Raw genomic sequence first — 19,931 nt, forward strand, 5'->3', positions numbered from 1 at the left:
GGACGATGAGGCAGGATCAACAGGTGGCACGTGGGCAGCTGCGCATCTACCTCGGGGCCGCCCCCGGCGTCGGCAAGACGTACGCGATGCTGGAGGAGGCGCAGCGGCGGGCCGCGCGCGGTACGGACGTGGTCGTGGGTCTGGTCGAGACCCACGGCCGCCGGCACACCGCGGCGATGCTCGGCGACCTTCCGGTGCTGCCCCGCCGGTCGGTCCGCTACCGGGACGTCGACCTCACCGAGTTGGACCTCGACGCGTTGCTGGCCCGGCGGCCCGAGGTGGCGGTGGTCGACGAACTCGCGCACACCAACGTCCCGGGCTCGCGCAACGGCAAGCGCTGGCAGGACGTCCAGGAGCTGCTCGACGCCGGGATCGACGTGCTGTCGACGGTGAACGTCCAGCACCTGGAGTCGCTCAACGACGTGGTCGAGCAGATCACCGGGGTCGTCCAGCGGGAAACCGTGCCGGACGGGGTGGTCCGGGCCGCCGAGCAGGTCGAGCTGGTCGACATGACCCCGGAGGCGCTGCGCCGGCGGATGGCGCACGGCAACATCTACCAGCCGGACAAGATCGACGCTGCGCTGGCCAACTACTTCCGGATCGGCAACCTCACCGCGCTACGCGAACTGGCCCTGCTCTGGCTCGCCGACAAGGTCGAGGACCAGCTCGACCGGTACCGGGCCGACCAGGGCATCGCGACGCCCTGGGAGACCCGGGAACGGGTGGTGGTCGGCCTCACCGGGGGACCGGAGGGGGAGACCCTGATCCGCCGGGCGGCCCGGATCGCCGCCCGGAGCAAGGGCGCCGAACTGATGGCGATCCACGTGTCCCGCAGCGACGGGCTGCGCGGGGCCGACCCGGCGATGCTGAGCCGGCAGCGGATGCTGGCGGAGCGGCTCGGCGGGACGTACCACCAGGCGGTCGGCAGCGACATCCCCGCGGCGCTGCTCGACTTCGCCCGGGGCGTCAACGCCACCCAGATCGTGCTCGGGGCGAGCCGGCGGGGTCGGCTGGCCCGGATCCTCTCCCCGGGGGTGGGTTCGACCACCACGGCGCTGTCCGGGCCGATCGACGTACACCTGGTGACCCACGAGCGGGCCGGTCGGGGCCGCCGGTCGGGGCCGGCTCCGGCGGCGCTCTCCGCGCGGCGCCGGCTGATCGGTTTCGGACTCACCGTTGTCGGCATACCGCTGCTGACGTACGTGCTCTGGCTGCTGAACGAGGAACTCTCGCTCACCAGTGACCTACTGCTCTTCCTCGCCGCCGTGATCGGTGTGGCACTCGTCGGCGGGCTCTGGCCGGCGCTGCTCGCCGCGATCGTCGGGTCAGTGCTGATCAATTTCTTCTTCACCCCTCCGGTGCACACCCTGAACATCTCGGCCCGGGAGAACCTGCTCGCGCTGGTGGTCTTCCTGCTGGTCGCCGCCTCGGTCAGCGGGGTGGTGGACCTGGCCGCCCGGCGTACCCGGGAGGCGGCCCGGGCCAGCGCGGAGGCGCAACTGCTCGCCACCGTCGCCGGTGGCGTCCTGCGTGGGGAGCGGCCGCTGACCGCCCTGCTGGACCGGTTGCGGGAGACGTTCGGCCTGACCTCGGTCACCCTGCTGGAGCGGCTGCCGGACGCGCCCGAGAGCCCGGACCGGCAGCGCGACCCGCGCGCCTGGCGGGTCGCCGCCAACGTCGGTGCGGAGCCGTGCGGCACCCCGGCCGCCGGCGACGCCGAGGTACGCGTCGACGACCAGCTCACCCTGGTCCTGCGCGGACGGGTCCTGCCGGCGGCGGACCGGCGCATCGTGGAGGCGTTCGCCGCCCAGGCCGCGGTCGCGCTGCGACAGGAGCGGTTGGCCGAGGAGGCCGCCGCGGCCCGGCCGATCGCCGAGGCGGACCGGATGCGTACCGCACTGCTCGCCGCGGTCAGCCACGACCTGCGTACCCCGCTCGCCTCAGCCAAGGCGGCGGTGACCAGTCTGCGCAGCGCGGACGTCGAGTTCGACGCCGACGACCGGGCCGAGCTGCTGGCCACCGCCGAGGAGTCGCTGGACCGCCTCGGCCGGCTGGTCGCCAACCTGCTGGACATGAGCCGGCTGCAGGCCGGCGCGCTCGGCCTGCGTCCGGCCACCTTCGGGCTGGAGGAGGTGGTGCCGTCGGCTCTCGACGAACTGGGCCCGCCGGCCGGCGGGGTCCGGGTGAACCTGCCGGCGCAGCTGCCGGCGGTCCGCTCCGATCCGGGCCTGCTGGAGCGGGTGCTGGTGAACCTCGTCGCCAACGCCCTGCGGTTCAGCCCGGCGGACCGGCCGCCGACGATCAGCGCCAGCGCGCACGGCGGCTTCGTCGAACTCCGGGTGGTCGACCGGGGCCCGGGCCTGCCGCCGGACCAGTGGGAGCGGGCCTTCCTGCCCTTCCAGCGGGAGGGGGACCGGGACAACCACGCCGGGGTCGGACTCGGGCTGGCGCTGTCCCGGGGACTGGCCGAGGCGATGGGCGGCGGCCTGGAGCCGGAGGAGACGCCCGGCGGGGGACTGACCATGGTGCTGCGGCTGCCGGTGGCGGACGAGGAGGGTGTCGGGTGACCCGGGTACTGGTGGTGGACGACGAGCCGCAGATCCTGCGCGCGCTGCGGATAAACCTGCGGGCCCGCAGGTACGACGTCGAGGTCGCCGCCGACGGCGCGAACGCGCTGCGGCTGGCCGCCAGCCACCGCCCCGACCTGGTGGTGCTCGACCTCGGGCTGCCCGACATGGACGGGGTGGAGGTGATCCGGGGACTGCGCGGCTGGACCCGGGTGCCGATCATCGTGCTCTCCGGACGGGCCGGCAGCCAGGACAAGGTCGCCGCGCTGGACGCCGGGGCCGACGACTACGTGACCAAACCGTTCGGGGTCGACGAACTGCTGGCCCGGATCCGCGCGGTGACCCGGCGGGCGGTCGGTGCCGGCGAGGAGATCCCGGCGGTGCGGATCGGCCGCTACACGGTGGACCTCGTCGCGCACGCCGTCCGGGCCGACGACGACGGCGAGGTCCGGCTCACGCCCACCGAGTGGCACCTGCTGGAGATCCTGGTCCGCAACCCGGGCCGGCTGGTCAGTCAGCGCCAGCTCCTGCACGACGTCTGGGGCCCGCAGTACCAGTCGGAGACGAACTACCTGCGGCAGTACCTGGCGCAGTTGCGACGCAAGCTGGAGGACGATCCGGCCCGCCCCCGGCACCTGCTGACCGAACCCGGCATGGGTTACCGCTTCCAGCCCTGAACCGGCGTACCGCCTCCCGCGACCGGATCATCGCGCTCGGCGGGCCGGCGACGCGGCACGGGCGGCGGCCGGCGTCGCGCACCGACCGAGCGCCCCGGGAGCGGTCGAAGACGGCTCCCGGGGCGGGGTCCGGTGTCAGTAGCGGTAATGGTCCGCCTTGTACGGGCCTTCGACGTCGACCCCGAGGTACTCGGCCTGCTTCTTCGTCAGGGTGGTGAGGCGTACCCCGAGCGCGTCCAGGTGCAGCCGGGCCACCCTCTCGTCCAGGTGCTTTGGCAGGACGTGGACGTCCCTGGCGTACTGGCCCGGCTTGGTGAACAGCTCGATCTGCGCCATTGCCTGGTTGGTGAACGAGGTCGACATGACGAAGCTCGGGTGGCCGGTGGCGTTGCCGAGATTCATCAGCCGACCCTCGGACAGAACGATGATCGAGTGTCCGTCCGGAAACCGCCACTCGTGCACCTGGGGCTTGATCTCCAGCCGTTCGATGCCCGGCACCCGGGCCAGGCCCGCCATGTCGATCTCGAGGTCGAAGTGGCCGACGTTCCCGAGGATCGCGTTGTGCTTCATCCTGGTCATGTGTTCGGCCGTGATGATGTCGGTGCCACCGGTGGTGGTGATGAAGATGTCGGCGGTGGACACCACGTCCTCCAGTTCGACGACCTGGAGTCCCTCCATCGCCGCCTGTAGTGCGCAGATCGGGTCGATCTCGGTGACCACCACGCGGGCGCCCTGACCGCGCAGCGACTCGGCGGCGCCCTTGCCCACGTCACCGTAGCCACAGACGACGGCGAGCTTGCCGCCGAGCATCACGTCGGTGGCCCGGTTGAGACCGTCCGCGAGCGAGTGCCGGATGCCGTACCTGTTGTCGAACTTCGACTTCGTCACCGAGTCGTTGACGTTGATGGCCGGGAACAGCAGCTGGCCGCTGCGGGCCAGCCGGTAGAGCCGGTCGACGCCGCTGGTGGTCTCCTCGGTGACGCCGCGGAGCTGGGCGGCGATCCGGGTGAACCGCTGGTCGTCGGCGGCCAGGCTCGCCGCCAACGTCCGCAGGATGAGCGTGTACTCGACGTGGTCGTCGGAGCCGGGAAGCGGCACGGCGCCGGCCTTCTCGTACTCGACGCCCTTGTGCACGAGCAGGGTGGCGTCACCGCCGTCGTCGACGATCATGTTCGGGCCCTGCCCGTCGCCGAAGTCGAAGAGCTGCATGGTGCACCACCAGTACTCCTCCAGGGTCTCGCCCTTCCAGGCGAACACCGGGGTACCGCTGGGCCGTTCGACCGTACCGTCGGGGCCGACGACGACCGCGGCGGCGGCCTCGTCCTGGGTGGAGAAGATGTTGCAGGACACCCAGCGGACCTGCGCACCGAGCGCGACGAGGGTCTCGATGAGCACAGCGGTCTGGACGGTCATGTGCAGCGAGCCCGCGACCCGCGCCCCGCGCAGTGGCTGGGACTGCGCGAACTCGCGACGGAGCGCCATCAGGCCGGGCATCTCGTGTTCCGCCAGGCGCATCTGGTGCCGTCCCGCCGTGGCGAGCGACAGGTCCGCCACCGCGAATTCGACACCGTTGATCTTTTGCAGTCTTGCGTTCATGGATTCCTCTTCCGTACTCCACAGGTCTGGAGATCGGTCGGACCACGGTCCGGCCGGTACGGCGCCGCGGCGGTTGTCGGCCGCGGCGCGGCAGGAAGATGCCAAGAAGGGCACCTCCTGCTCGGAGGCGCCCTTGTCTCTGGCCTCAGACCGAGCGTGGCGGATGGAATCCGTCGCAGCGCCTCTCGACCCGGGCCGCGCCCCGTAGGGCGCGCGGAAAGTGTATCCCGAAGGGCGCGTGTCCGGGGTACCCGGCGAACCGGTTCCGGTGGCGCTGGCCGCTGCCGGTCAACTGATCCGCACCGGGGCCGGATCCGGTACCGTGCCGGCGTCGCCGCCGGCCGGATCGGGTGTCGCCGCCGTGCTGACCTGCCGGCCGCCCCGGGTCCGCACCACCAGGGCCAGCCCGACCAGCACGACCACGCCGGCCGCGATCTCCGTCCAGGTGATCGGCTCGTCCAGCAGTAGTCCGGCGGCGGTCAGCCCGAAGATCGGCACCAGCAGGCTGAACGGGGCGACCCGGGCCACCGAGTAGATGCCGATCAGCCGGTTCCAGATGCCCCAGCCGACCAGCGTGGAGAGGTAGCCGACGTAACCGACCGCGAGCACGGCGCTCCAGGACATCCCGGTGATCGTGTCGAGGACCACCCGGGGGCCGTCCACCACACCGGCCAGGCCGAGCAGCGGAATCGGCGGGACCAGGCTCGACCAGACCAGCAGGGACAGCGGCCGGGTCTCGCCGCTGGCCCGGACGACCACGTTCGCCACCGCCCAACTGCCGGCCGCGACGAGGGTGAGTACGAAGCCGATCGCGGTGGCGTGCCCGCCGGCGCCGACGGCGAGCAGGGCTATCCCGGCCGAGCCGGTGAGCACCCCGGCGAGCTGCGTACCGGTCGGCCGCTCGCCGAGGAAGGCGGTGGCGAGCACCACCGAGACCAGTGCCTGGGTCTGGAGGACCAGCGAGGCGAGGCCGGGAGGCATTCCGGCGTCGATGGCGACGAACAGGAGGCCGAACTTGAGTACGCCGAGCAGCAGTCCGTAGCCGAGCACGTAGCGCAGCCGGGCGGTCGGGCGGGGGACCAGGAAGACCAGCGGCAGCGCGGCGGCGACGAACCGCAGTGCGGTGAGCACCAGCGGCGGCAGGTCCCGCAGGCCGACCTCGATGACGACGAAGTTGACCCCCCAGAGGGCGGCGACCAGGACCGCCTGCATGCGGTGCGAAAATCTCATGCCGTCCACGCTGCCGGCCAGGTCGTTTAAGGTCCAGTTCAAGATTCTTAATCGGCGTTGTAGCGTGGCTACATGGATCTGGACGTCCGGCGTCTGCGGGTACTGCACGAGGTGGCGTTGCGCGGCGGGGTGACCGCTGCCGCCGCCGCGCTGCACGTCACTCCGTCGGCGGTGTCCCAGCAACTCGCCCAGCTCGCCCGGGAGGCCGGCTACCCGCTGGTCGAACGCTCGGGCCGGGGCGTGGTGCTGACCTCCGCCGGGCAGTTGCTCGCCATGCACGCGGAACGGATTCTCGGCGCCGTCGAGCAGGCGGTCACCGGGCTGGCCGTGGCGCACCAGCGGGTCGCCGGGATCGTCCGGGTCGGCTCCTTCCCGTCCGCAGCCGGTGCGCTGGTCGCCCCGGCCGCCGCCCGGGCGATGGCCGCGCACCCGGAACTCGACGTACGGGTGAGCGAGGCGGAGGACCAGCAGAGCCGGCTGGACCTGCGTTCCGCCACCCTGGACATCGCGGTCCTCCAGGAGTACGACCACGTGCCCGGCGTCGCCACCGCCGAACTGGAGCGGCACCCGGTCGCGACCGATCCGATGCACCTGATCACGCCGGTCGGCTGGGGTCGGCGTACCGGGCGGCTCGCCGACCTCGCCGACGTGCCGTGGGTGGCCAGTGCCGAGGACACCCCGTGCGGCCGGTCCACGCTGCGCGCCTGCCACCTGGCCGGGTTCGAGCCCGACATCCGGCACCGGGCGATCGACTTCGCGCTCACCCTGGACCTGGTGGCGGCCGGGCTCGGCGCCGCGCTGGTGCCGGGGATGGCGCTGCGCAACGTACCGGCCGAGGTGCACACCGAGCCACTGGTCCGGCCGGTCACCGGTCGCCGGATCTTCGCGGTCACCCGGCCGAGTGGCGACGGCCCGGTCCATCCGGCGATCGCCGCCGTCCTGACCGCGCTGGCCCAGGTACGGCCGCCGGCGGACCGACCTTCCACATCGCCCCCTCGCGACGGCGGCCGGCTCGGGTCCGGGGTCCGTCCGACGGGGGAGCACGGCTACCGGCTCGACACGTACCCGGTGTGAACCCCGCGGGCCGGTGACTCCGGCCACGCGAGCCTCCACTCCCGGGTCCCGCGCGGGCGCCCGCCGGACTACCGCTGCCCGAGGAACCGTTCGCCGGCCAGCTCGATCCGCTCGATCTCGGCCCGGAAGAAGGCGGCGATCTCGGCGCACCGGCCGAGGTCGGTCGGCCCGCCCTCGCGACGGGGCAGATCGGGGTACGGGCTGCCGATCACGAAGATGTTCTCGTCGTTGTACTGGTTGGCCGGCGCCGTGTAGTTGAACGAGCCGGCGACCACCACCGAGTCGTCGACCACCATCAGCTTGTGGTGCAACTTGCCGAAGGCGGGGGAGCGGACCGGGGCGTACAGCGCGATGTTGGCGCGGTCGAGGTCGTGGGTCGCCGCCCACTTCTGCACCCCCTGGCCCGGGTCCACCGCCCCGGTCACGGTACGTCCCGCCTCGGCCAGCGCGATCATCGCGTCGTCGATCCCGGACGAGCCGGAGAACGTGAAGATCGCGAAGTCGACGCGGACGGCCGCCTTCAACATCTGCTTCATGATCTCCAGCTCCGGCGTGTGGTCCGGGGCGAAAAGCACCTTCACCGGCACGCCCCCGACGTTGTACGTGCTCGGCACCCGGCCGTGTTCGCCCCGACCGAACCGACCCTGCCGGAGTCGGCCGAACTCGTCGGCGTACTCCCGGCAGATCCGGACGTCGTGGAAGACCACCAGGTGGTTGAGGTTGCGGTGGCAGTCGGTGCCGGTGAAGTTCGCCGAGCCGGTGAGCACCGCAGAACGGGCTCCGGCCCGGCCCCGGTAGTCGCGGACCGCGAACTTCTGGTGGAAGATCGCCGGGTTGTAGTCGGCCTTGACGTCGACGTCGCAGCGCAGCAGCGCGGCCACGATCCGGCGGTTCGGTTCCAGACTGCGTGCCCCGGCCTCCGGCTCCCACTGCGCCCGGTGCCGGGCGTCGGACTCCGCCTCGCCCGGCCGCGCGGTCACCCGGGGCAGTTTGGCGGTCCGCAGGTAGTCCTGCTCCAGCACCATCCGGACGCTGACCCCCCGGAACCGGGCGTCGAGGATCGCCTGGGCGATCGGTTCCGAGTCGAGTTCCTGGACCGCGATGTCCAGGCTCTCCCGGGCACCGTCGACGAAGTCGACGACGACCTGTTCGAGGTTGTCGGCGGCGCCGAGTTCCGGCGGCCCGACAAACGCCTCGATCTTCTTTCCGGCGAACCACGCCATGCTCCGCAGGTTCGCATCCCGGCGGCCGGTGGCGTGTCGGCTTGGCTACAGTCCCGACACACCCCGGTGACGCGTACCGGTTCGGTTGATTAGCTGATGGCCGTGTATCGCGAGCGGGAGTCCAGGCTGGCCGGCGCCGTGGTCTGGACGGCCACCCGGGCCGCCGGATCCGGGCCGAGTCGGATCCTGCCGGACGGCTGCATGGACCTGATCTGGTCGAGCCGGGACGGTCTGCTGGTGGCCGGACCGGACACCGTCGCGCAGTTGGCCACCAGAACCGCCGCCGAGCGTTACGTCGGGCTGCGGTTCGCGCCGGGCACCGGGCCCGCGGTGTTCGGACTGCCCGCGTACGAGTTGCGGGACCAGCGCGTCCCGCTGGACCGGCTCTGGCCGGCGTCGGCGGTCGCCGACCTGGCCGAGCGGGTGGCCGGCGCGACGCTGCCGTCCCGGGTCCTGGAGGCGGCGGCGCGGGACCGACTGGTCGCGGCCGGCGGCCCCGATCCGCTGGCCGCGCCGGTGGTCGCCGGGCTGGTCACCGGCCGGGACGTCGCCGCCACCGCCGAGACGCTCGGGCTCGGCACCCGGCAGTTGCACCGGCGCAGCCTCGCGCTGTTCGGCTACGGGCCGAAGACGCTGGCCCGGATCCTGCGGATGCGCCGGGCCCTGGCGCTGGCCCGGGCGGGCCGGCCGGCCGCCGAGATCGCCGCCGTCACCGGGTACGCCGACCAGGCACACCTGTCCCGGGAGATCAGGAGCCTGGCCGGCGTGTCGTTGCGGGCGCTCGTCGGCGACGTCCCGGTGCGCCGGGGCGGCTCCTAGCCTGGCTGTCCGCCCTGGCCCGGTGCTCCGGGGAGGGCGGCGTAGAGGTCGACCCCGTTGCCGTCCGGATCGAGCAGCGACGCGTACCGCTGACCCCAGAACGCGTCCCAGGGCTTGAGGTGCCCCTGGTAGCCGGCGGTGGTCATCATCTCGTACGTGGCGTCCACCTCGGACGGGTCGGCGCACCGGAAGGCGAGGCCGAAGCGGCCGGAGCCGGTCGGGTGCACGTATCCGGGATCGATGGAGGCGGCCATCTCGGCGGTGTCCCACATCAGCCGTAGTCCACCCGCCAGGACCACCTCCACGTGGGCCTCGTGGTCCGCCGCCGCCGGGATGTCCAGCCCCAACCGACGGTAGAAAGCCAACGAAGCGGCCATGTCGGCCACGATCATCCCAAATGCGTCTAATGTCGGTGTCATTGGTCCAGCGTAGGACCCGGGGCAGGTTGCCGTCTTGAACGAATCGGACACCTCGGGGCCGACGGCCCGGAGCACCTGCCGAGGCCGTCACCCCGTGGTGTCGACGTGCCGCGGGCGCCGGGCCGGTGGTCGGCTCCGGCGGGCCACGCGAGGGCCTCCGGCACGGGGACGGAGAGAAAGGGAGGTGGCCGATGATGAACCTGGCCTACCTGGATGCGGGTTCCGGCAGCCTCATCGTGCAGGCGGTGGTCGGCGGGGCGGCCGGGGTGGCGGTGGCGGCCAAGCTCTACTGGCGGCGGCTGACCGGCCGGTTCCGTCGGCAGCCGGCCCGCCGGCAGGCCCCCGAACAGTCCCCGGGTGAGCAGGACTGAGGTCCGCGACGATGGTTGCCCCGCATCCCGTGCCGGCGAGCCCGTTCACCGCGGTCTCCGGCGCCCGGCCTGATCCCGGTTCCTTCCGTGACCCGGCCAACCAGGTGCTGCACGTCGACGGGCAGGTCCTGCGCGGGCTCGGGCCGGCCGCCGCCGCCGACTGGCGCAGGCTGGCCGGCAGCCCGTTCTTCGCGCGGCTGCTCGCCGAGGGCAAGGTCTGCGGCACCGAGCAGATGGATCCGGATGCCGTACCCGAGGACCAGGTCGGCCGGTGGTCGACCGTACTGCGGCACGAGCGGATCCCGTTCGTGTCGTACCCGTACGAGTGGTCGTTCGGGATGCTGCGCGACGCGGCGCTGCTGCACCTGGAGATCCTCCGCGCGGCGCTGCCGGCCGGCTTCACCACAAAGGACGGTTCGGCGTACAACCTGCAGTGGCGGGGCGTCGAACCGGTCTTCATCGACGTCGGCTCGTTCGAGCCGGCGCGCGACGGCGAGCCCTGGGCGGGGTACCGGCAGTTCTGCCAGACCCTGCTCTATCCGCTGCTGCTGCAGGCTCACCTCGGACTCGACTTCCAGCCCTGGCTGCGCTCCCGGATCGACGGCCTGGAGGCCGGGCAGCTGCGCGGACTCTTCGGCGGGACCCGACGGTTCCGGGCCGGTGTGCTGAAGCACGTCCACCTGCACGACGCGCTGCAGAACCGGTACGCCGACACCAGCAGCGGATCGGTCCGCGCCCAGCTGAGGGACGCCGGCTTCAGCCGGGAACTGGTGCTGGCCACCATCGGCGCGCTCGACAGACTGGTACGTCGACTCGACCGGCAGCCCCCGGCGAGCCACTGGTCGGGGTACCGGGACACCTGCAGCTACTCGGCCGACGACCGGGCCGCCAAGGAACGGTTCGTGGCCGGGGCACTCGCCGAGGCGGGCCGACCGGAGCGGGTGCTGGATCTCGGGGCCAACGACGGCAGGTACGCCCGCGTCGCGGCCCGGCACGCCGGCCACGTACTGGCGGTGGAGGGCGACCCGGCAGTGGCCGACCAGCTCTACCGTCGGCTGCGTGCCGACGGCGAGCGGCGGATCCTGCCGTTGGTGATGGATCTCGCCGATCCCTCGCCCGGCGGCGGTTGGGCCGGCGTCGAACGCGGCTCCTTCGCCGCCCGGGCCGACGCCGACGCGGTGCTCGCCCTCGCCCTGGTCCACCACCTCGCGATCGGGCGGAACGTGCCGCTGCCGGCGGTGCTCGACTGGCTGCTGGGCTTCCTGGCCGTGGCGGGTCCGGCCGGACGGCTGGTGGTCGAGTTCGTCCACCCCGACGACCCGATGGCGGTACGCCTGCTCGACAACAAGCCGGCCGGGATCTTCCCGGACTACCGTCGGTCCGAGTTCGAACGCCTGCTCGGCCAGCGGTGTGTCGTCCTGCGGCGGCTGGAACTGCCGTCCGGAACCCGGACCCTCTACCTCGGCGCGCCGCGTGGCTGACCCGGACGACAACGGCACCCCGGCGGCGTCGGGTGGTGCGGTGGACCGGGTCACGGCCGGGACGGCGGTGTCGGATGGCGCGGGGGCGGCGCTGCCCGCCGGGGGCGCCGATGTCGGCGCGGCGCGGACGGCGGCGGCGCGGTCCGGCGGTCGCCGGCACCGTGAGGTGTGGCGGCTGGCCGAGGTCAGCGCGCTCTGCGGCATCGTGGTCGCCCAGCCGATGCTCGACGTCACCGGTCGGAGCCCGGACTTCTTCCTCTTCCACGGCGCCGACACCCTGGACATCCTGCTGCTGGTCGCGATCGTCACGCTGGGGCCGCCGCTGCTGCTCTGGGGGGTGGGCACGCTGACCGGCTCGCTGGCCGGCCGGCTGCTCGGCGCGACGTCCGGCCGGGCGTTCCGGGCGGCGACCCACACCGGCACCGTCGCGCTGCTGCTGGCCGGACACGCGGTGCAGGTGGGCAAGCACGTCTCCGGGGTACGCGGCTGGCCGCTGGTGGCGACCGCGGTGGTCGTCGGCGCCCTCGGCGGGTACGCGTACCGGCGTTGGGCGGTGGTCGGCCAACTGCTCCGGGTCGCTGCGGCGGGACCCCTGGTCTTCGTGCTGCTCTTCGTGTTCGCCTCGCCGGCCTCCGCCGTCGTACTGCCCGCCGGTCGTGGCGGCGTCGGGCCGGCAGGTGCCACCGGGGCGGCGCACCCGCCGGTGGTGATGCTGGTGCTGGACGAGTTTCCGCTGGTGTCCCTGCTGGACGCGGGCGGCAGGCTCGACGCCCGCCGGTTCCCGAACTTCGCCCGGCTGGCCGGGGAGTCGACCTGGTACCGCAACGCGAGCGCGGTCAGCGGTTTCACCCCGTACGCATTGCCGGCGATGCTGACCGGTCGGTATCCGGCGGGGGATCAGGCGCCGCACTACTCGCGCCACCCGGGCAACCTCTTCACCGCGTTCGGCGGGGCGTACCAGATCGAGGCGCAGGAGAGCATCTCGCAGCTCTGCCCGCCCCAACTCTGCCCGGAACGGGTCGGCGCGGACCGGGGAGGACTGCCGTCCCTGCTGCGGGAGAGCGCCGGCCTGCTGGGGCAGATCGTCTCTCCCACCGAGGTCGGGCGGCGGGAGCCGGAGCATTCGTACCAGGAGGTCACCCGTCGGGAGGCGGGCCGGGACGCCCATCGGGAAAGCGAGCCGGCCGTGCCGACGGACCCGCGCTTCCGCTGGGGTGCCCTGGATGTGAACCAGCCGGCACGGTTCGCCGACTTCCTCGCCGCGCTGCGTCCCGCCGACCGGCCGACGCTGCACTTCCTGCACCTGCTGCTGCCGCACTCACCCTGGAACTACCTGCCCTCCGGGATGAAGTACGAGGCGGCGCCCGGGATGCCCAACGACGGCGCGGGCTGGGTCGAGCTGGCGTACCGCCGCCACCTGCTCCAGGTGGAGTACACCGACCGGCTGCTCGGCGAGACGCTGCGCCGACTCGAGTCCACCGGCCTGTACGACCGGGCGCTGGTGGTGGTCACCGCCGACCACGGGGTCAGCTTCACCCGGGGGGCGCAGGGGCGTGGTCTGAACGCCCTCCGGCAGGCGCCGGGCGAGCTGCTCTGGGTACCGCTGTTCGTGAAGCGCCCGGGACAGCGGACCGGCGTGGTCGACGACCGGCACTGGGAGCACGTCGACCTGCTCCCGACCGTCGCCGACCTGGCCGGGGTGCCGGTGCGGTGGCCGGTGGACGGTGTCTCGGCGCTGCGGACCAGCCGACCGGACGGTGACCGGCGCTACCACGACCAGCCGGACCGGCCGACCAGCGTGCCCGGATCCACCTTCGCCGACGTGGTCAGCGGCCGGGCCCGACCCGTGCTGCCCGATCCGCCCCGACCGGACCTGGTCGGCCGTGCCGTGGCCGAGCTGCCGACCGGGCCGCCCGCCGGAACGGTCACCCTGGACAACCGCGGCGACTTCGAGGGGATCGACCCGGACGGCGGGCGGTTGCCGGTCCTGGTCTCCGGAAGCGTGCCGGCGGCCGTACCCGACGGCACCCTGCTCGCGGTCGCCGTGAACGGCCGGATCGGGGCGGTGACCCCGGTGGTCCGTCCGGACCGCAAGGGTCACCGGTTCGCCGCCCTGGTGCCGGACGAGTCACTCTTCGTCCCGGGACGCAACCAGCTCGACGTCTACCAGCTCACCGACGGCTCCGTGCTGCGGCCGCTGCGCGGCTGACCGGACCCGCGATCCGCGCGCGCTGGCCGCGACCTACGCCGATCGCCGTGTGCGCCGGCCTCCCACCGTCGTCTGCGCCGGTCTCCCACCGCCGCGGCACGCCGTTTCCGCAGCCTGTCGCCCCTGCCGACCGCTCCTGGCCGGACCGACACGTACCAGCTTTGCCGGGTGGTGGCAAACCTGTTGCCGGCGTGATGCATCACTCACCCGCCGACCACCCCGGAGGCTTCGCTACCCTGCACGATTACCGTAAAAAGTGAAGGCAATTTCAACGTAGATTCTGCCGGCGAAGCGAGGAACGCATGACGGATGTCAAACTCGACCATCCCGGTGGACAGCTGTCGATACCGGTCAAGCCCGCGATCGACGGCCCGTCCGGGGTAGCGGTCAGCAATCTGTTGAAGGAGACCGGGTACGTCACCTACGATCCCGGCTTCGTCAACACCGCCGCTTGCTCCTCCGAGATCACCTACATCGACGGAGACGCGGGGATCCTGCGCTACCGTGGCTACCCCATTGAACAGCTGGCCGAGAACTCCTCCTTCCTCGAGGTCTCGTACCTGCTGATCTACGGCGAGTTGCCGACACCGCAGCAGCTCACGGAGTTCGACAACCGGATCCGGCGGCACTCGCTGCTGCACGAGGAGATGCGTCGGTTCTTCGACGGTTTCCCCCGCGACGCCCACCCGATGGCGGTGCTCTCCTCCGCGGTGAGCGCGATCTCGACGTTCTACCAGGACAGCCTCGACCCGTTCGACCGGGAGCACGTGGAGCTCTCCACGTTCCGGCTGATGGCCAAGGTGCCCACCATCGCCTCGTACGCGTACAAGAAGTCCATCGGACAGGCGATGCTGTACCCGGACAACTCCCTCGGGTACGTGGAGAACTTCCTCCGGCTCAACTTCGGCGTGCCGGCGGAGGAGTACGAGGTCGACCCGGTGGTGGCGCGGGTGCTGGACATGCTGTTCGTGCTGCACGCGGACCACGAGCAGAACTGCTCCACCTCCACCGTGCGGCTGGTCGGCTCCAGCCAGGCCAACCTCTTCGCCTCGGTCTCTGCCGGGGTGAACGCGTTGTTCGGGCCACTGCACGGCGGCGCGAACCAGGCCGTCCTGGAGATGCTTGACGGCATCCGCGCCGACGGCGGTGACGTGCCGGCGTTCGTCCGGCGGGTGAAGGACAAGGAGCCCGGCGTCAAGCTGATGGGCTTCGGTCACCGGGTCTACAAGAACTACGACCCGCGGGCGGCGATCGTGAAGAAGGCCGCCCAGGACGTCCTCAACCGGATGAACAAGCCGGATCCGCTGCTGGACCTCGCGATGCAGCTGGAGGAGATCGCCCTCGCGGACGACTACTTCGTCTCGCGCCGGTTGTACCCGAACGTCGACTTCTACACCGGTCTGATCTACAAGGCCATGGGCTTCCCGACCAAGATGTTCACCGTGCTCTTCGCGCTCGGTCGGCTGCCCGGCTGGATCGCCCAGTGGCGGGAGATGATCTCGGACCCGGACACCAAGATCGGCCGCCCACGGCAGATCTACACGGGCTCCCCCGAGCGGGAGTACGTACCGATCGAGAAGCGCTGACCGCCGGCCCCCTCCGGGCCCGGTCGTCACCGGCCGCCGGCGGCGGCGCCCGCCCGCGGGCCCCCCGGGTGAGTCGGCGCGGGGCGGTCAGCGCGCGCCCCCCCCCCCCCGGGGGGGCGGGGGCCCCCCCGCCCCCCCCCCCCCCCCGCCGCGCCCCCCGGCGTGTTTCTCCGGGCGGTGTGACCTCGGCTCGCTCCCTTCGCCGGGCAGGGCGTCTCTCCCCCTGCCGGGTGGGGCGTCCCGGCTTTCGCGTGTGCCGGGTGGGGCGTCCCCGGCGCTTCTTCCCGGCAGGTGTCGTTCGTCTTCCTCCTGGCGTTCCCGTGGCGGTGTCGTCCGGTCAGCGTCGCGGCGCGGTCCGTGCCGGTGACGGCGGCGCCGCCCGGCAACCACCGTTCCGTGTAACAGCTCCGTCACCGGGTAGTCCGCGGTGGCCCCGGTGGCCGTTGGCCCGGTGGCCGACCGTGTCACCGCGGTGCGAATCGCCCGCGAAGAAGGAGCCTGTGATGACCCGCATGTCACGACCGGTACCACCTGGACACGACGGCCACGACGGCCACGACGGCGAGTTCGAGTTCTGGCGCAACCACGCACAGATCTCCCTGCAGCCGGTGGCCGCACCATCGATCCTGGGACTCTTCGGCTTCGCGGCCGCGACCTTCGTCGTCGCCACCAACCTGGCCGGCTGGTACGGCGACACCGTCACCACCCCGCAGTTCCTGTTCCCGTTCGCGGCCCTGACCGGTGGTCTCGCCCAGTTCCTGGCCGGGATGTGGGCGTACCGGGCGCGTGACGGCCTGGCCACCGCCATGCACGGGATCTGGGGTGCGTTCTGGCTCGCCTACGGGATCCTCTTCCTGCTCGTGGCGACCGGGGTGCTGGTCCAACCGGTGCCGTTCGTCGCGTTGGGCTTCTGGTTCGCGGCGCTGGCCGCGATCACCTGGTCGGGGGCGTTCGCCGCACTGGCCGAGAACCTCGGTCTCATGCTGGTGCTGGCCACGCTGGCCGCCGGTGCCACCTGCCAGGCCGTCGGTCAGATCGCCGACATCTCCGCCTGGCGTACCGCCGGCGCCTACCTGTTCATCGCCTCCGCGGTCATCGCCTGGTACACCGCCACTGCGATGATGCTGGAGGGGACCTTCCGCCGGGTCATCCTGCCGATTGGCAAGACCCGTGGCCCGAACGTGCCGGGGCGGGAACCGCGACAGGTCATCCAGTTCATCGCCGGTGAGCCCGGAGTCAAGGTCGGGCAGTAGAACGCCTCCCGACCGGGTGACACCGGCCGGGACAGCCCGGGGAGGCCGGCCGGATGCGGCGGCCCGGGGTCGGCCCAGCAGGCCGGCCCCGGGCCGTTCCACGAGGTCAGGACCAGGGGATCCGGCCCCCACACCATGCCGTCGCCGGCCCGGTGCTCCGGGCCGTGCGGCCGCCGTCCGCGCAGCGGGCCCGGCGGTTTCCGCGTTTCGCCAGCCGATCGTGTTGATGTGGATACGGTGAGTGTAGGTAGTGTCGACGGAGCCGGGCGGGGGCGAACGTGAGGGCGATGCGTGGTGCGCCGATGGACAGCCACGACGGGGACGCGCGGCCCCGCCACCTGCTGCCACGGGCACTCGGTGTGCTGAGCCTCGGCCTCGGCGCCGCCGCGATCGGTGCGTCGCACCAGGTCGGTCGGCTGATCGGGGTGGGTGACTCGGCTACCGCCCGGACGGCCGTACTGCCCGTCGTCGGCGCCCGCGAGCTGCTGTCCGGGATCGGCCTGCTGGTCAGCCGCCAACCGGCCGGCTGGGTCTGGTCCCGGGTCGCCGGTGACGCCATGGACCTGGCGGCCCTTGCCATGGCGCGTCAACAACGCGGTGGCGAGCGGCGGCAGCGGGTCGACGTCGCCCTGGCCGTGGTCGCCGGTGTCACCGCGCTCGACCTGATGGCCGCGGTGCTGACCAGCCGTGCGGCCGGTGCCCGTCGTCGGGCCCTGCGGGCGAGCGCGACGGTCACCATCAACCGACCGGCAGACGAGGTCTACCGGTTCTGGCGGGACTTCGAGAATCTGCCCCGGTTCATGTACCACCTGGAGTCGGTGCGCGCCGAGGGCGACGGCCGGTCGCACTGGACCGTGCGGGCGCCGGGCGGCCGGCAGGTCGAGTGGGACGCGGAGATCGTGGAGGACAACCTCAGCGAGCTGATCTCCTGGCGGTCGGTCAGGGGCGCCCGGGTACCGAACGCGGGACGGGTCCGGTTCAGTCGGGCCGCCGGTGGCCGGGGGACCGAGGTCCGGGTCGACCTGGCGTACGCGCCACCGGGCGGATCGGTGGGCCGGATGATCGCGAAGCTCTTCGGCGAGGAGCCCGGACAGCAGATCAGGGACGACCTGCGCCGCTTCAAGCAGGTGATCGAGACGGGTGAGGTGGTCCGGTCGGACGGAAGTCCGGACGGGCTGGCCACCCGTCAGCAGGTACGGCAGCAGCCGGCGCGTCCCGGCGCCGACCAGCTGTCCCGCTGAGCACTCGGGACCCCCGGAGGGACACATGAAGGCGAACTGCTGGCTGGGCCGGGACTCTGTCGGGGTGGAGGAGGTGCCCGATCCGCAGATCCTGAACGCCCGGGACGCCATCGTCCAGATCACCAGTACCGCCATCTGCGGCTCCGACCTGCACCTGTACCAGGGCTACATCCCGACGATGAAAAAGGGCGACGTGCTCGGCCACGAGTTCATGGGCGAGGTCGTCGAGGTGGGGCCGGAGGTGCGTAACCTGCGGATCGGCGACCGGGTCGTGGTGCCCTTCCCGATCGCCTGCGGAAACTGCGCGGCGTGTCAGTCCGGCCTCTACTCGCTCTGCGAGAACTCCAACCCCAACGCCGGGATCGCCGAGAAGCTGCTCGGGCACTCGCCGGGCGGCATCTTCGGCTACTCACACATGCTCGGCGGGTACGCCGGCGGCCAGGCGGAGTACGCCCGGGTGCCGTTCGCCGACGTGGGGCCGCTCCGGGTCCCGGACGATCTGCCGGACGAGAAGGTGCTGTTCCTCTCCGACATCTTCCCGACCGGCTACATGGGTGCCGAGATGTGCGGCATCAACGGCGGTGAGGTGATCGCGGTCTGGGGGGCCGGCGCGGTGGGCCTGCTCGCCATGCGCAGCGCGTACCTGCTCGGTGCCGAGCGGGTGATCGCGATCGACCGGTTCCCGTACCGGCTGCGGAGAGCGCAGGAGCAGGCCGGGGCGGAACCGTTGAACTACGAGGAGGTCGACGTCGTCGAGGCGCTCCGGGACATGACCGGTGGCCGGGGCCCGGACGCCTGTATCGACGCCGTCGGGATGGAGGGCCACCACTCGTCCGGCGTGTTGGACGCCTACGACCGGACGAAGCAGACGGCCCGGTTGGAGACCGAGCGTCCGCACGCGCTGCGGCAGGCGATCATGAGCTGTCGCAACGGCGGGACGGTGTCGGTGATCGGAGCGTACGGGGGTTTCCTGGACAAGTTTCCGATCGGTTCGCTGATGAACCGCTCGTTGACGCTGCGTACCGGTCAGTGTCACGTCCAGCGGTACACCCGGCTGCTGCTGGACCGGATCCGTCGTGGCGAGATCGACCCGAGTTTTGTCATCTCCCACCGGCTCCGCCTCGACGACGCGCCGATCGCCTTCGAGATGTTCCGGCAGAAGCAGGACGAGTGCCTGAAGGTCGTGCTCCGGCCCTGAGTCGGTGCGTCCCGGACGCCGACGGGCGAGCACCGGCGACCGGGGACGCCCGCCGGTCAGTCCGGTGGTCGGGGTGGCGGTGGGCCGCCGGCAGGGCTGGCCGCCCCGTCGCCGTCGGGTCGGGTGCCGTTGTCCTGGCCCCGCCGCACACCGCCGGTCCGTTCCGGACGGGCCCGCGCCACGATCCGGTCGAGCGCGGCGACGTGTCCGTCGAACGCGGTCTGGCCGGCGTCGGTGAGAGCGAGCCAGGTACGTCGGACGCCCCGACCCCGGTTCTCCTTGTGCACGGCCACGTAGCCGGCGGCGCCGAGTGCGCTGATGTGCTTCGAGAGGGCTGAGTCGCTCAGTCCGAGCTGGTCGCGGAGGTAGCCGAACTCGACCGCGTCGGCGGGGGCGAGCAGGGCGACCAGCGAGAGCCGGGCCGGGGCGTGGATCAGCTCGTCGAACCGGGGCTCGGTCATCGTGCCGGGTGCTCCGTGCCGGGTGCGCCATTGCCCAGGCTGCCGGTGGCGGCGGTGCGCGGTGATCCGTAGACGGCGGCGTACTGCCAGCCGGCCATCGCGGCGAAGAGCAGGGCGGACGGAACGGCGGCGAGTATCGAGGTCACCCCCTCCGGGACCACCGGCAGCAGGACCAGCCGGGGGAGAGCGTACGCCGCGGCGAGCGCGACCAGCCAGACGGCGGTCAGGGTCAGGTGGCGCGGTCGCCAGAAGGTGTCCGGGCGGGGCCGTACGGGCCCGTTCGCCTGCCGGCGGGACTGGGCGAGGTGGCCGGCGAGGAACAGCGCGGCGCCGCCGGCGAAGCCGATCAGGGGTACCGGGAACGGCAGGTCCAGGGTGGCCAGGGCGAGGTAGTAGCCGGCCGTCAGCAGCAGGGTCGACCACCAGACGGGGCGCTGGCGGGCCAGCTCGGTCCGTACCTGTCGCTGGCGGCTCCGAACCTCGTCAAGCGCGGTACGGGCCTCGTTCGGTTCCACCATTGCTCCTC

Annotated in this window: 17 protein-coding genes; 11 read left to right on the forward strand and 6 right to left on the reverse strand. The window is 72.4% G+C overall.

Features of this window, described 5'->3' with window-relative positions; all coding sequences use genetic code 11:
• Nucleotides 1-23 precede the first annotated feature (23 nt).
• Together V1633_RS15085 and V1633_RS15090 are read left to right on the forward strand one after the other, a co-directional pair.
• Nucleotides 24-2,567 carry a DUF4118 domain-containing protein gene (locus V1633_RS15085; protein ID WP_331214932.1) on the forward strand — a complete coding sequence of 848 codons (2,544 nt, stop codon included), beginning with the start codon at nt 24-26 and terminating at the stop codon, nt 2,565-2,567.
• On the forward strand, nt 2,564-3,244 hold the full coding sequence (locus V1633_RS15090) for a response regulator (RefSeq protein WP_331214933.1): 681 nt from the start codon (nt 2,564-2,566) through the stop codon (nt 3,242-3,244). Before V1633_RS15085 ends, V1633_RS15090 begins: the two co-directional genes overlap by 4 nt.
• Before the next feature lie 135 nt (nt 3,245-3,379).
• On the opposite strand, the gene ahcY is transcribed toward V1633_RS15090, so the two are convergent.
• Both ahcY and V1633_RS15100 read right to left on the reverse strand, forming a co-directional pair.
• Complete coding sequence (gene ahcY, locus V1633_RS15095) at nt 3,380-4,840, reverse strand: adenosylhomocysteinase (RefSeq protein WP_331214934.1); 1,461 nt, start codon at nt 4,838-4,840, stop codon at nt 3,380-3,382.
• Between the two features lie 288 nt (nt 4,841-5,128).
• A complete protein-coding gene (locus V1633_RS15100; protein WP_331214935.1) occupies nt 5,129-6,070 on the reverse strand; it encodes an EamA family transporter in 942 nt (313 codons plus the stop codon).
• A gap of 72 nt (nt 6,071-6,142) precedes the next feature.
• Here V1633_RS15100 and V1633_RS15105 point away from each other — a divergent pair, with 72 nt between their 5' ends.
• Nucleotides 6,143-7,144 carry a LysR family transcriptional regulator gene (locus V1633_RS15105; RefSeq protein WP_331214936.1) on the forward strand — a complete coding sequence of 334 codons (1,002 nt, stop codon included), beginning with the start codon at nt 6,143-6,145 and terminating at the stop codon, nt 7,142-7,144.
• Between the two features lie 68 nt (nt 7,145-7,212).
• On the opposite strand, the gene V1633_RS15110 is transcribed toward V1633_RS15105, so the two are convergent.
• On the reverse strand, nt 7,213-8,367 hold the full coding sequence (locus tag V1633_RS15110) for a phospholipase D-like domain-containing protein (protein ID WP_331214937.1): 1,155 nt from the start codon (nt 8,365-8,367) through the stop codon (nt 7,213-7,215).
• 102 nt (nt 8,368-8,469) lie between these two features.
• On the opposite strand from V1633_RS15110, the gene V1633_RS15115 reads away from it, so the two are divergent.
• Nucleotides 8,470-9,186: a helix-turn-helix domain-containing protein gene (locus V1633_RS15115; protein ID WP_407952026.1), complete on the forward strand. Its 717-nt coding sequence runs from the start codon at nt 8,470-8,472 to the stop codon at nt 9,184-9,186.
• On the opposite strand, the gene V1633_RS15120 is transcribed toward V1633_RS15115, so the two are convergent.
• Nucleotides 9,183-9,605, reverse strand: coding sequence for a VOC family protein (locus V1633_RS15120; RefSeq protein ID WP_331214939.1), 423 nt, complete (start codon nt 9,603-9,605; stop codon nt 9,183-9,185). The two genes, V1633_RS15115 and V1633_RS15120, sit on opposite strands and share 4 nt — an antisense overlap.
• Nucleotides 9,606-9,796: 191 nt before the next feature.
• On the opposite strand from V1633_RS15120, the gene V1633_RS15125 reads away from it, so the two are divergent.
• The 7 genes from V1633_RS15125 to V1633_RS15155 all read left to right on the forward strand — a co-directional run bounded on the left by V1633_RS15125 (nt 9,797) and on the right by V1633_RS15155 (nt 18,944).
• Nucleotides 9,797-9,976 (forward strand): hypothetical protein, encoded by a 180-nt coding sequence (locus V1633_RS15125; RefSeq protein ID WP_331214940.1) that lies wholly within the window; start codon nt 9,797-9,799, stop codon nt 9,974-9,976.
• 11 nt (nt 9,977-9,987) lie between these two features.
• Nucleotides 9,988-11,457, forward strand: a complete 1,470-nt coding sequence (locus tag V1633_RS15130) for a methyltransferase (protein WP_331214941.1) — start codon at nt 9,988-9,990, stop codon at nt 11,455-11,457.
• Nucleotides 11,458-11,524: 67 nt separating this feature from the next.
• Nucleotides 11,525-13,666, forward strand: coding sequence for a sulfatase-like hydrolase/transferase (locus V1633_RS15135; RefSeq protein ID WP_407952027.1), 2,142 nt, complete (start codon nt 11,525-11,527; stop codon nt 13,664-13,666).
• Between the two features lie 302 nt (nt 13,667-13,968).
• Nucleotides 13,969-15,252, forward strand: a complete 1,284-nt coding sequence (locus tag V1633_RS15140) for a citrate synthase (protein ID WP_331214943.1) — start codon at nt 13,969-13,971, stop codon at nt 15,250-15,252.
• A gap of 503 nt (nt 15,253-15,755) precedes the next feature.
• Complete coding sequence (locus tag V1633_RS15145; RefSeq protein WP_331214944.1) at nt 15,756-16,505, forward strand: acetate uptake transporter family protein; 750 nt, start codon at nt 15,756-15,758, stop codon at nt 16,503-16,505.
• A 302-nt stretch (nt 16,506-16,807) separates the two neighbouring features.
• Nucleotides 16,808-17,746, forward strand: a complete 939-nt coding sequence (locus tag V1633_RS15150) for an SRPBCC family protein (protein ID WP_331214945.1) — start codon at nt 16,808-16,810, stop codon at nt 17,744-17,746.
• A gap of 25 nt (nt 17,747-17,771) precedes the next feature.
• Nucleotides 17,772-18,944 carry a zinc-dependent alcohol dehydrogenase gene (locus V1633_RS15155; protein WP_331214946.1) on the forward strand — a complete coding sequence of 391 codons (1,173 nt, stop codon included), beginning with the start codon at nt 17,772-17,774 and terminating at the stop codon, nt 18,942-18,944.
• A 56-nt stretch (nt 18,945-19,000) separates the two neighbouring features.
• Here the strand turns inward: V1633_RS15155 and V1633_RS15160 are convergent, their stop codons facing one another.
• Nucleotides 19,001-19,405, reverse strand: a complete 405-nt coding sequence (locus tag V1633_RS15160) for a transcriptional regulator (RefSeq protein WP_331214947.1) — start codon at nt 19,403-19,405, stop codon at nt 19,001-19,003.
• The gene (locus V1633_RS15165; RefSeq protein ID WP_331214948.1) at nt 19,402-19,923 is read right to left on the reverse strand and encodes a hypothetical protein; all 522 of its coding nucleotides are present in this window, start codon (nt 19,921-19,923) and stop codon (nt 19,402-19,404) included. Before V1633_RS15165 ends, V1633_RS15160 begins: the two co-directional genes overlap by 4 nt.
• Nucleotides 19,924-19,931 lie beyond the last annotated feature (8 nt).

The organism is Plantactinospora sonchi, from assembly GCF_036422035.1.
GTDB lineage: Bacteria > Actinomycetota > Actinomycetes > Mycobacteriales > Micromonosporaceae > Plantactinospora > Plantactinospora sonchi.